Below are 11,600 nucleotides of genomic sequence, written 5' to 3'. Positions count from 1 at the left end.
AATAGCAAGAGTGAACCACCTGATCCCTTCCCGAACTCAGAAGTGAAACCTCTTAGCGCTGATGGTAGTGTGGGGTTACCCATGTGAGAGTAAGTCATCGCCAGCTCATTAATTCAAAACACCCCCTGCATTTGCAGGGGGTGTTTTTTTATGGGTAATCGGAAGGGGGATTATTCAAATTTTGATATGGTTAAGCTTGCTTTTTTTAATGCATGTAAAAGTTGTCCTAGTAGAATATCCTTTTCTGCTAAGACGACAATGATCATAGGATTTTGTTTACTTGGTACTGAGGTAAGAATGGCTTTTCCATTTTCAGCATCTAAAGTAATCGATTGACACTCAATAAGCTGCAATTCTGTCATAAGTGCACTGACCATTGCATGTAATGAACTACTTACCGCGGCTAATTTTGTGTGATTAAAAGAATTTTTTTTATAAAGTGTTACAAGTTCAAAGCCGTCAGTTGAACAAATCATAATGAAATTAACACCACTAACATTATGGAAGATATATTGAATTTCATTTTTTGCATTTTGAATAATATGCTCTGGAGTTTTTCTTTCTTTTTTAAGTGCAAACATGTGATCTCTCCAATTAAGCAGTAATATTGTAATTAATTTCGATTGAGGTTATTAATGCCTCCAACAATAGTTTTACATCATCTTTTTTACGTGCATCAATCATAAATAAGGGGTGGTAAAGATCGTTTTTAGTAAGCCATTCTTGATACATGTATGTGGACTTATCAAGGTCTTCATCTGTATGTGTAATACCAATAGCAATATATTCTGTATATTCTTGAAAAACCTCAAGATAGTGTTCTAGTTCTTCAATTGAATTTTCTAAAGTATGATCAATAAGTATAATTGCACCAATCGCACCTTTGCATATTACAGACCAAATAAAATCAAATCGTTCTTGTCCTGGTGTACCATATAGTCCAATAACTAAACCATCATCGAGAGTTACTTCACCATAATCAATTCCAACGGTTGTTTGGAGTTTTGAATGGCTTTCTTGATCTGTATTAAAGGCTTCTGTTACAAGGATAGGGATTTCAGATAAAGATCGAATTGCTTCAGTTTTGCCAGCTCCCATAGTTCCAGCGAAAACAATTTTATATTGTTGGATAATCATACAGGCTCCTTAATTTATAAGCGTAATTTTTTTCTCAAACTACTAAAGAAGTCCTTTATAAAACCTACTTCTTCATTTTGATCATTCTGAATAGGTGGAGTGTAATGCTTGTCCCAAATATTGATTTTTTCTACATTATTGATTGTAATGTTTGCACCAATAAATCGTCTTACTAATGTTGTGGAGATATTTAATTGAGTCGCAATAGTTGATATTTTCCCACCTTGAATGAAGCATGCTGCAAGCTGGAAAATAACTTTTTTATGGATAGGATCAGTTGGTTTTGGCCAATAGTTTATTTTGAAATGTCCATCTTCAGGACATAATGCAATGGCTAGTTCTTCACTATTCCAAAATAAATTCCAAATCCAATCATTTAAAATGAATGTTTGTTTACGGTCGACTTTTGAGAGAGCATCTGTTGTTGCAATTTCACAATTAAAGTTGAAATCAGTTTTTGTGTTGATACGTGCAGGGTTTATCCAAGCTTGATTTTTTTCAAGCTGAATAACAGCTAGAGTACCCAAGCTATCGTATAGATGTAGCTTGCTATCTTTATGTGTTCTGTATAAATCATCGAAAAAATTGGAAATTCTTTCAATGTCATGTTTATGAGCTTCAAACTTTATATTATTGGGTATATCTAAACTTGAATTTAATATTGGCTTAATTTGATTTGGTGTTTGCATAGATTGTAATTTAAATAAATTAAAAAGTTTTAGATAACTTTCAGGTGTAAAAAAAATAAAGTTTAGGTCGTTGTATACTCGTAATTTCATGATTTTCCACCTTTAAAAAAAATAGTAGGGGAAAGAAAAGCCCCTTATAGATTTTTTATAAGGGGCTTTTATGTTTTAACTTAAGCAAAATCTAAGCCTTTTTCATAACTTTTAAGTTCGTGACGAGCCATTGCTAAGTTTGCTTTTGAACGGTCGAGCACTAAATAAAGAAATACATTTTCATTATTCACTAGTGGTCGAATTAAATGATATTGTTTGCCTAGGGTGATAAGGATATCTTCGATAGAGTCATTTAAGTTTAGAGCTTGTGCTACACGTCGTTTTGATCGAACAACCTCGGTGTTACCTGCTGCAGCCAATTCTAAATCAATATCTCCCCCCCCTTGTGTTGCTAATGCAAGTCCACTTTCGCCATCTACTAGTGCAGCGGCATAAAATCCGTCGATACTTGATAGTGATTCTAATGATATTTTAGCCATGTTTTCTTCTCTCTTTTTTTAAGTAATATTGCTACTTTTAGAATTAAACTCGTTAAGTAGAATTCTATTTATAAAGAATAAGTTTGAAAGATCAATGTCTTATTTATGTTGTTCATTGAAAGGATAAAAATGGGATTGAATTTTATGATAGTTTTGGTCAATGGACTTGAGAACTAATTGGTATTTTAAATATGTTTTTGTATTTCTATCAATGAAATAATAAATAGGATGATGATATAAATACAATTGTAATTATTTGTAATTTAGTTGTTTTTATTGTATAAAAAAAGACCACAATAAAGTAGTCTTAGAGAAAAAAGTATACTTAGGCAAATACACGACATAGTGCTTGAGCCAGAATCCAAAGAATAACAATAGCAACAACTGGTTCTAAAATTTTAGACCAAGTTGGTACTGTATTTTCTGTTGTAACTTGAACATCATCGTGGTGAGAGTGTTGTTGAACCATTTGATTAAACTCCTGTATTGATGAATCTAATGATATATCTTCTTGATGAGTAGGTTTGGAATCTTTAAGCTCTAATAGCCCATTTGTTAACCAAACCCAATTATCTGCATGACCTGAAAGGTGTTCAATTTGTCCTAGGAGGAGTTCTTTTAGACCTTTTTGTCCAAAGTTACCTGTCGTTTCAAGCTGTAAAATTTCTTCAAGTTGAAACTGAAGCACTTCTATTATTGCAGTTTTAAATTCATGAGATTTAAGTTTTGATTGATTATTACGAGCAGATATTAGGTTCTCTGTAATTCCAATAATATAAGAATCATCTAATGCATTTAATTTCTTAAATTGAAGTGCATCATTTTCACGCCAAAGTGTAACGATTGAACCTAAGGTGAGTGCATTAATTTCTTGTATGTATTTGTCACGTAATTCATGATCATAGCTGTTCAAAAGAAATGGTTTTTGAAATTTTAATTGATCATTAAAGTATTGGACTAAATCGAAAGCCATTAACACACCCCATTATTAATCTAAAAGTCTTAGACTTGGTTTTTTCTTTGTTGGTTTATTTTCTTCGCTCTGGTCTGATTTTAAAGCATCTTGATTATTATTGATATGATCATATTCACTTGCATCAAAAAACAATCCTTGACCATTTTCTTTAGCATATATGCCCATTAATGCTTGAAAAGGAATATATAAGTCACGTGATACACCACCAAAACGTGCTGAGAAGCTAATTGCCTCGTTACTCATGTTTAGTGCATGTACAGCATGTGGTGCTGTATTTAATACAATTTGACCATCTTGAATAAATTGTTCTGGTACAAGTGTATTAGGCTGAGTTGCATCAACGAGTAAATATGGTGTTAAGTTGTTATCACAAATCCATTCGTACATTGCACGAGTAAGATATGGGCGAGTAGGGTTTAATTCTAATTCAGACATAATATGACCTAAATATTTTTCAATAATTCACGATAATGATTTTTTTCCTGCAAAGTCAGTGACTTTATAAATGCAGGACGACTAAAAATACGTTGTATATAAAGCAAAATTGGTCTGCAATGCTGTGGTGGTAAATGAATTCCCATTGATGGTAGACGTAAGAAAATGGGAGCAAGCATGCAATCTAAAATTGAAAATGTTTCAGACATAAAATAAGGATAATGCTGAAATAATGGTGTAAGTGAAATTAGTGTATCTTTAAGTTGTTTTTGTGCTTGAAGACTTTCTTCTTTATTGAAACTATCTGGGTGACATAACATTTTATCCGCAAGCATTAACCAGTCTTGTTCAAAGCGCCAAATATATTGACGTTGTTCAGCACGGGGCATAGGTGCATCGGCATAAAGTTTATTTTGTCTATATCGATCATCTAAATATTCAGAAATGATGCTTGTATTAAAAAGCTTTAAATCATTTTCAATGAGCATAGGAAGTTGATTATAAGGGTTTAGGCTTGCAACATCTTCGTCATCATCTTCAATAATAATGAGGTGGTGCTTAATTTGTTTTTCAGCAAGAACATAACGAATCCAATGGGAGCGAAAGTCATTTGCATGACTATATAGCGTAATTCCTTGGAGTGTTGTAGCTTCGACTGACATATTTCACAGCAATATAAAATGAATCAGATAGGATACTAAAAATAAGCTATAAAATCACGAAGCTGTTAAAAGAATTACATTTACTAAAAAGTTTGGAATTCTGAAATATTTAAAGTAATAAAAAAAGCCTTGGAAAATCCAAGGCTTTTTTGTCCGATTCGGTAAACGAATTAACGTTTAGAGAATTGAGGACGTTTACGAGCTTTACGTAAACCAAGTTTCTTACGTTCAACTTCACGAGCATCACGAGTAACGAAACCAGCTTGACGAAGAGCAGGTTTTAAAGTTTCGTCAGAAGCGATTAACGCACGAGTAATACCGTGACGGATAGCGCCTGCTTGACCACCAATACCACCACCAGCAACAGTGATGTAAAGGTCATATTTAGTTGTAGCTTCTAAAAGCTCAAGAGGTTGGTTAACAACCATACGAGCAGTCTCACGACCGAAGTATTGTTCTAAAGAACGGTTGTTAATTACGAGTTTACCAGTACCAGCTGATAGGAAAACACGTGCAGTTGCGGTCTTACGGCGACCTGTACCATAGTTAGTAGCCATGTGCTGTATCCCTTAGATGTCCAAAACTTGTGGCTGTTGAGCAGTATGTGGATGCTCAGTACCAGCGTACACTTTCATTTTTTTGATCATTGCATAACCAAGAGGACCTTTTGGTAACATACCTTTAACAGCTTTTTCTAAAACTGCTTCAGGTTTGTGAGCGATTAACTTTTCAAAGTTAGTCTCACGGATACCACCAGGGAAACCAGTATGGCGATAGTATTTCTTATCAAGCGCTTTTTTACCAGTCACTTGAATTTCTTCAGCATTAATTACAACGATATAATCGCCTGTATCAACGTGAGGAGTATAAGAAGTTTTATGCTTACCGCGTAAACGACGAGCGATTTCAGTCGCAAGGCGACCTAAAGTTTTGCCAGAAGCATCAACAACGTACCAGTCGTGTTGAACTTCAGCTGGCTTAGCGCTGAGAGTTTTCATTAAACCACTACCTATTATAGTTGGTTTGGACTATGGAATCTGTCCAAACTAAAGGAGACGCGATTCTAAACGATTACGTGAAGAATCACAAATGAAAAATAGAATTTCAAGCGCTGTATTCTATTACTAAATATAATTTAGTGCAAAGAATAATCTTTGCTATTTTGTAATTAAGGTAAACGTCAAAAAATATTAATTTATTTGAATTTTTTAAATTAATACTTTCAAATGGTTATAGGCTGTTTTATGTGATCTTGTTGAAGATGTATAATAATATTTATTTCCATCTTAAAAGTGAGATTAAGGTCAATGCTTCCTCTTTATGTGACGAGTGGTGAACCTGCTGGTATTGGCCCAGATATTTGCTTGAGTTTGGCAAATCGTGAAGATGAAAGACCTATAGTTATTTTAGCCGATTTAACCCTTCTTAAAGATCGTGCAAAAGAGCTCAATATTTCAATTAATTTTATTGAATATAAAGGGCAAACAGAAACGTCAGCTAAAGGTCAGTTGTATGTGGAGCATGTGCCTTTAAATGAGACCGTTCATTCAGGTCAATTAAATGCAAAAAATGCGGTATATGTTCTTGAACAATTGAGGCGTTCTGCTGAATATGCAATGAATGGAAAGAGTGTAGGGGTTGCAACTGCACCTGTACAAAAATCTATTATTAATGATGCAGGTATCCACTTTAGTGGGCATACAGAGTTTTACCAAGAATATGCATGTGTTCCGCGTGTAGTGATGATGCTTGCAACAAAGTCTTTACGTGTTGCACTTGCTACAACACATTTAGCCTTACGTGATGTTCCTGATGCCATTACAAAAGAACGATTGCATCAAGTGATTGATATTCTAATTCACGATTTAAAAACAAAATTTAAGATAGAACAGCCTAATATTTTAGTTTGTGGTTTAAATCCACATGCAGGTGAAGATGGTTATTTGGGTATGGAAGAGATCGAAGTAATTAATCCTGTACTTGAAACCTATCGTAAAAAAGGTATTCAGATGAGTTTAAGTCTGCCTGCCGATACTTTATTTACCCCAGAAAATTTAAAAGATGCAGATGCAGTTTTAGCGATGTATCACGATCAAGGTCTACCTGTGTTAAAATCTCAAGGATTTGGTGAAGCTATTAATATTACTTTAGGCTTACCATTTATTCGTACATCTGTAGATCATGGTACTGCGCTCTCCCTAGCAGGTACAGGACAAGCAAAAAGTTCAAGCTTACATGTAGCTGTAGACTTAGCACTTGATCTTGCACATCATTGATTTATTTGCTTAGTTTCACGTTGGAAAATTTTTTATGTATCAAATTAATGCCTTAAACCCAAAAGATGAAGGGCATCACACGCGGAAGCGTTTTGGGCAAAACTTCTTACATGACCAACGTGTAATTGCCAAAATTGTACGCTCGGTAAACCCGCGTGAAGGCGAGAATATTGTTGAAATTGGTCCTGGTCTTGCAGCATTAACATCACCGTTAATTGGTGAGTGCGATGCGTTGACTGTAATTGAGCTTGACCGTGATTTGGCAGCAGGCTTACCAGGTCGTGTACCACATCCTGAGCGTTTAACCATTGTTGAAACAGATGCGTTAAAGTATGACTTCACTGAATTATTTGCAGATGGTCGTCCTTTACGTGTAGTGGGTAACTTGCCGTATAATATTTCTACGCCATTATTATTTCATCTCTTAAGTTTTGGCGACAAAGTTAAAGACATGCACTTCATGCTTCAAAAAGAAGTTGTAGATCGTATTACGGCATCACCAAATACTAAAGAATATGGTCGTTTATCGGTAATGATTCAGTATTACTGTAAACCAACATTCTTGTTTGAAGTACCCCCTGGATCTTTTAATCCGCCACCAAAAGTAACATCTGCAGTATTCCGTTTAGAGCCGTATGATGAAAAACCAATTGTTGCTAGTAATGAAAAAGCTTTAGCGCGTTTGGTTTCACATGTGTTTACACAGCGACGTAAAACTTTGCGTAACAGCTTAAAAGGTATGTTGGTTGAAGATGGCTTTGAGAAAGCAGGAGTTGATCCGATGGCGCGTCCTGAAACTTTAACACTTGCTCAGTTTGTAGCACTTGCAGATCAAATGGTAGATGCATAAATGTCTCGTGCAAACGTTCGATATAATTATGTGATTGGTGATGTTCAGGGCTGCTTTGAAGCCCTGAAAGCACTGCTAAAAGAAATTCAATTCGATGCAGATCAAGATTTTCTTTGGTTTGCAGGTGATTTGGTTGCACGTGGTGAAAATTCGATTGGTGCTATTCGATTTATTAAGAAATTGGTCGATCGTGGTGTAGCGGCAACCGTTTTAGGGAATCATGATCTCAACCTGCTTGCCGTGGCACGTGGTATTAAAGAGATTAATCCTAAAGATAATATTGATGATGTTATTCATGCTTTAGAAAGTGATGACTTAATTGATTGGTTACGTAAACAGCCTTTGTGTTTATTTCCTAATAATCAAACTGTTTTGACCCATGCAGGCATTCCAAGTATTTGGACTGCTGAGCAAGCTTCGAAGTTAGCAAAAGAAGTAGAAGCTGTAATTGCTCACGATGACTTAAATGTCTTAGATGATTTTTTAAAACAGATGTATGGTAAAAAACCAGATCTTTGGTCTAATGAATTAGAAGGCCATGCTCGATTACGCTGTATCACAAATTATTTAACCCGCATGCGCTTAACAGATGCAGAAGGGCGTTTAGAATTTAGCTTTAAAGAAAGCTTAGATGAAACAATGCCGAAAGGTTTTAAGCCTTGGTTTAAGTTTGAATCTAAAACTGCAAAAACACATCAAATTATTTTTGGTCATTGGGCTGCATTAGAAGCAAAAACAATCAGTGATCGTATTCAAAATATTGATGGTGGCTGTGTTTGGGGTAATCAATTGGTTGCATATCGACTAGAAGATCAAAAGAAGTTTGCTGTTAATAACCCAGTGTTTTAAAATAAGAAAAGACGCCATTTTCGGATGGTGTCATATCAAATCAAATCAAAAAAATTAAATAATAATCATTAAATAATTGGATTATAGAAATGTTAAAAGTAGAAGATTTGCAAAAAATCTATCCGTTAATTGTGACACCTAGCCATGATGGTAAATATTTTCATAATTATGTGAGTTCTTTATTAAATTTACAGGCACATGCTGCAAGAATAGGAATGCCGACTCAATATTATTTAATGCGTGGCGAAAGCTTAATTACTCGTGCGAGGAATAATGCTGTGGCCATGTTTCTAGAAAATAAGGAATGGACGCATTTATTTTGGATTGATTCGGATATCGGTTTTGAACCAGATGCAGCATTTCGCTTATTAATGTCTGATTATGATGTTGTAGCAGGGGTCTATCCTTTAAAACAAGAAGAATGGCCAAAAGATGGTTTACCTGAAAAAATGACCAAAGAATCTTTTAGAAATCACTATCAAAAATATCCAATTAATGCTTCTGTTACCCTAGGTACAAATCAAATTGATATTAATGTCAATGAACATGGTTTTATTGAAATTAGTGAAGTACCAACAGGCTTTATGGTAATTAAGCGTTCTGTATTTGAAAAAATGATCGCTGAATATCCAGAATTAGCCTATGTTAGTGACTCACATGGTTTTGAGAATAAGGGCTTACATTACAGATTTTTTGATGTGATGGTTCATCCTGAGTCTAAGCGTTATTTATCAGAAGATTATGGTTTTTGTTATTTATGGGAAAAGATTGGCGGGAAAATTTATATTGATGCACGCTCAAAGTTAACTCATCAAGGTACAAAAGTGTTTGAGGGTGATTTAGCGAATTCAATTAAAAGTAACTTTTCTAATGCTGTGTCGGGACCTTTAGGTGCATATTTGTATATTACTGGCGAAGAATATTTGTAAAAATAAAAAAACCACGCATGAGCGTGGTTTTTTATTAGCTAAATTATTCTTGGCGTATCCACGTTTGACTACGTCCAATTGCTGATATACCAATATAACCACGTAAAGTTAAGCGCTTTCCTGTTGGGTTAAGCTTTGCTTTGGCACTATATATTTTACCTGTAAGAGGGTCGATTATTTTGCCATTGTCATAGTTATTTTCAGAGATAAACTTTAAGCCTTTTAGTACATCCATCCCTAAGATGGATTGGTTGGTATAAGGTTCTGGGCAATTTTTACACTTTTCCTGAGGCGTATAACCTGGACGCGGTGTAACTTTTACAATTTTAGCGATATAGCTATTGTTGTTATCTTTACGAATTTCAATAATTGCTTTTGAAGTCCCCGTTTTATCATCAATTTGTAACCATTTTCCTGTGATGTCATTGGCAAAAGCATGAGCACTGAAAAATACCCCAAATGCACTTGCTAGAACGAACATAATTTTCATATCAGATTCCTTTTGATAGAAGATATTTATTGTTTTGTAGTTATAAAAATAGCGTATTGCTTATTATTTAGTCAACACATAAAACTATAATATTTAAGCGCTTAAAATTTAAAAAAACATTTTTTATTAAATGATTTGTATTATTTTTTGGTAAAAGCCACTTTTAAAAGTGGCTTTTTAGTTTAATCAACTCTTAACCATGTTTGGCTTCGACCTAAAGCAGAAACACCAACGTATCCTCTTAATGTTAAGCGGTTACCATTGCTACTTAATTTGGCTTTAGTGCTGTAAATATTTCCAGAAAGAGGATCGATAATTTTTCCGTTTGCATATACACCCTTACCTGTATGTTGTAATCCTTTTAAAATATCCATACCTAAAATAGGTTGGTTTGTATAAGGAGCAGGACATTTAACACAAGTTTCTTTTGCGTTATAGCCAGGGCGTGGCGTAATTTTTATAATTTTTGCCGTATATGAGCCATTTTTTTCTTTACGAATATCGAGAATGGCTTTAGATGAGCCTGTTTTGTCATCAATATTTTTCCATATTCCTGAGATATCTTCAGCAAATGCAGCACTCCCAATTGTAGATAATATAAGTGAAGTCGCAAGTAGAAGTACTTTCATTTAATAATCCTTTTTCACGTGAAAGTTAATATATTTATAATATGTTTTATCTTAATATAAAACAATAGTTTAAATTAATTAAGGTTTAACTACTTTGTAAAAAAAGGATAAAGGTAGGTAGCCAGACTGCTGTAAATACTGCATTTACAGCCATACCGAATGCTGCATAACGACCAGCAATACTTCCTCGTTGCCATGCTTGAGCCGTTCCAATGGCATGCGCTGCAAGCCCTAAAGCAAGTCCAGACGCTCGTTCATCATTAATGTTACGTAAAATAAGGGGTGAAAATGCTGCGCCAATAACACCGGATAAAATAACAATAAGAATGACTAAGCTAATTGGTGCTTGTAAAAGAGTCGCGATATTAATTGCGATAGGTGTTGTGACAGCTCGTGTTGCAAAAGCCATAAGATCTGGGCTTGCTATGTGTAATAGATAAGCAAGTCCCATAGGAAGAGCAACGGCACTGAAGCTTGCAAATAGCAAAATACCTAAAATGCTTTTGAGAGGTAAATCATCGTAACGCATTGCTGCTAAAGGAATTGCAAGAGCAACAGTTACGTAACCCAGTAGGTTGTTGAAAATTGGGTTTGCATTTTTCATATATTCTTCATAGGGCAGTCCGAAAAGGAACAGTAATCCCATGATAAAGAACATACCAAAAACAATAACCGGTATTTGTGGAAGTTTTTTATTACAAGGTTTAGCAAGCATATAGGCTACAAATGTAATAATAAAAGCGTAAATAATTCCAATCATTTTTATTCTCCTATAACCAACGCTTGGCCATTTTTGCGTAAACCCATAGGGGAATTAAGGTACTTATAAATAAAATAAGTAAAAAAGCAGGAATTTTCTCACCCATGTGCATCATCATGAGTAAAGAGCCAGCACTAATAGGAAGAAATGCAAATGCGCTTTCTTTCATAATTTTATTGTTGGTATCGACAAGACGAATTGGAAGTTTTCCAAATGTACGCCATAAGAACAGCGCACTAAGTAAGCTGAGAAGACCTACCAAATTCCCGAGCTCAGGATGATTGAATTGTGTCGTAATCCAAAGTGCAGATTCACGAAATCCTACAATGAGTAATATGGTTCCAACCCATGCACTCCAATCAATACCTTTAAAAAATTCCATTTTATT

General features: G+C 34.7%; 17 protein-coding genes and 1 rRNA gene. 5 read left to right on the top strand and 13 right to left on the bottom strand.

Annotation, left to right across the window (positions count from 1 at the left end; all coding sequences use genetic code 11):
- Positions 1-106: ribosomal RNA gene (gene rrf, locus AC5YDH_RS12185) — 5S ribosomal RNA — on the top strand; the annotation flags it as partial.
- 64 nt (positions 107-170) lie between these two features.
- Here rrf and AC5YDH_RS12180 read toward each other — a convergent pair.
- The 9 genes from AC5YDH_RS12180 to rplM form a co-directional block, all read right to left on the bottom strand.
- Positions 171-581: a roadblock/LC7 domain-containing protein gene (locus AC5YDH_RS12180; RefSeq protein WP_496119873.1), complete on the bottom strand. Its 411-nt coding sequence runs from the start codon at positions 579-581 to the stop codon at positions 171-173.
- A 13-nt stretch (positions 582-594) separates the two neighbouring features.
- A complete protein-coding gene (locus tag AC5YDH_RS12175; protein ID WP_496119871.1) occupies positions 595-1,137 on the bottom strand; it encodes a GTP-binding protein in 543 nt (180 codons plus the stop codon).
- Between the two features lie 14 nt (positions 1,138-1,151).
- Entirely contained in the window at positions 1,152-1,916 is a 765-nt protein-coding gene (locus tag AC5YDH_RS12170) for a hypothetical protein (RefSeq protein WP_496119869.1), read from the bottom strand.
- Positions 1,917-1,996: 80 nt separating this feature from the next.
- Positions 1,997-2,356 (bottom strand): roadblock/LC7 domain-containing protein, encoded by a 360-nt coding sequence (locus AC5YDH_RS12165; RefSeq protein ID WP_496119867.1) that lies wholly within the window; start codon positions 2,354-2,356, stop codon positions 1,997-1,999.
- Positions 2,357-2,681: 325 nt separating this feature from the next.
- Positions 2,682-3,329, bottom strand: coding sequence for a hypothetical protein (locus AC5YDH_RS12160; RefSeq protein ID WP_496119865.1), 648 nt, complete (start codon positions 3,327-3,329; stop codon positions 2,682-2,684).
- 15 nt (positions 3,330-3,344) lie between these two features.
- On the bottom strand, positions 3,345-3,767 hold the full coding sequence (locus AC5YDH_RS12155) for a ClpXP protease specificity-enhancing factor (RefSeq protein ID WP_496119864.1): 423 nt from the start codon (positions 3,765-3,767) through the stop codon (positions 3,345-3,347).
- 8 nt (positions 3,768-3,775) lie between these two features.
- On the bottom strand, positions 3,776-4,429 hold the full coding sequence (locus AC5YDH_RS12150; RefSeq protein ID WP_496119862.1) for a glutathione S-transferase N-terminal domain-containing protein: 654 nt from the start codon (positions 4,427-4,429) through the stop codon (positions 3,776-3,778).
- 170 nt (positions 4,430-4,599) lie between these two features.
- Positions 4,600-4,986 (bottom strand): 30S ribosomal protein S9, encoded by a 387-nt coding sequence (gene rpsI, locus AC5YDH_RS12145; protein ID WP_106986570.1) that lies wholly within the window; start codon positions 4,984-4,986, stop codon positions 4,600-4,602.
- A 12-nt stretch (positions 4,987-4,998) separates the two neighbouring features.
- Positions 4,999-5,427 (bottom strand): 50S ribosomal protein L13, encoded by a 429-nt coding sequence (rplM, locus tag AC5YDH_RS12140; RefSeq protein WP_067763379.1) that lies wholly within the window; start codon positions 5,425-5,427, stop codon positions 4,999-5,001.
- Between the two features lie 309 nt (positions 5,428-5,736).
- Here rplM and pdxA point away from each other — a divergent pair, with 309 nt between their 5' ends.
- The 4 genes from pdxA (at position 5,737) to AC5YDH_RS12120 (ending at position 9,333) form a co-directional block, all read left to right on the top strand.
- Positions 5,737-6,705: a 4-hydroxythreonine-4-phosphate dehydrogenase PdxA gene (gene pdxA / locus AC5YDH_RS12135; protein ID WP_496119859.1), complete on the top strand. Its 969-nt coding sequence runs from the start codon at positions 5,737-5,739 to the stop codon at positions 6,703-6,705.
- 34 nt (positions 6,706-6,739) lie between these two features.
- Positions 6,740-7,555: a 16S rRNA (adenine(1518)-N(6)/adenine(1519)-N(6))-dimethyltransferase RsmA gene (gene rsmA / locus AC5YDH_RS12130; RefSeq protein ID WP_496119858.1), complete on the top strand. Its 816-nt coding sequence runs from the start codon at positions 6,740-6,742 to the stop codon at positions 7,553-7,555.
- Entirely contained in the window at positions 7,556-8,404 is an 849-nt protein-coding gene (locus AC5YDH_RS12125; protein ID WP_496119856.1) for a symmetrical bis(5'-nucleosyl)-tetraphosphatase, read from the top strand.
- 89 nt (positions 8,405-8,493) lie between these two features.
- On the top strand, positions 8,494-9,333 hold the full coding sequence (locus AC5YDH_RS12120) for a hypothetical protein (RefSeq protein WP_496119854.1): 840 nt from the start codon (positions 8,494-8,496) through the stop codon (positions 9,331-9,333).
- 43 nt (positions 9,334-9,376) lie between these two features.
- Here the strand turns inward: AC5YDH_RS12120 and AC5YDH_RS12115 are convergent, their stop codons facing one another.
- The 4 genes from AC5YDH_RS12115 to AC5YDH_RS12100 all read right to left on the bottom strand — a co-directional run bounded on the left by AC5YDH_RS12115 (position 9,377) and on the right by AC5YDH_RS12100 (position 11,594).
- Positions 9,377-9,823 (bottom strand): DUF2147 domain-containing protein, encoded by a 447-nt coding sequence (locus AC5YDH_RS12115; RefSeq protein ID WP_496119852.1) that lies wholly within the window; start codon positions 9,821-9,823, stop codon positions 9,377-9,379.
- A 182-nt stretch (positions 9,824-10,005) separates the two neighbouring features.
- A complete protein-coding gene (locus AC5YDH_RS12110; RefSeq protein WP_496119850.1) occupies positions 10,006-10,452 on the bottom strand; it encodes a DUF2147 domain-containing protein in 447 nt (148 codons plus the stop codon).
- A gap of 85 nt (positions 10,453-10,537) precedes the next feature.
- Positions 10,538-11,212 (bottom strand): LrgB family protein, encoded by a 675-nt coding sequence (locus tag AC5YDH_RS12105; protein ID WP_496119848.1) that lies wholly within the window; start codon positions 11,210-11,212, stop codon positions 10,538-10,540.
- A gap of 10 nt (positions 11,213-11,222) precedes the next feature.
- The gene (locus tag AC5YDH_RS12100) at positions 11,223-11,594 is read right to left on the bottom strand and encodes a hypothetical protein (RefSeq protein WP_496119846.1); all 372 of its coding nucleotides are present in this window, start codon (positions 11,592-11,594) and stop codon (positions 11,223-11,225) included.
- Positions 11,595-11,600: the final 6 nt, after the last annotated feature.

Source organism: Acinetobacter sp. FY683 (assembly GCF_059515885.1).
The sequence above is the reverse complement of the archived record's forward strand: the minus strand, read 5'-3'. Positions and strand labels throughout refer to the sequence as shown.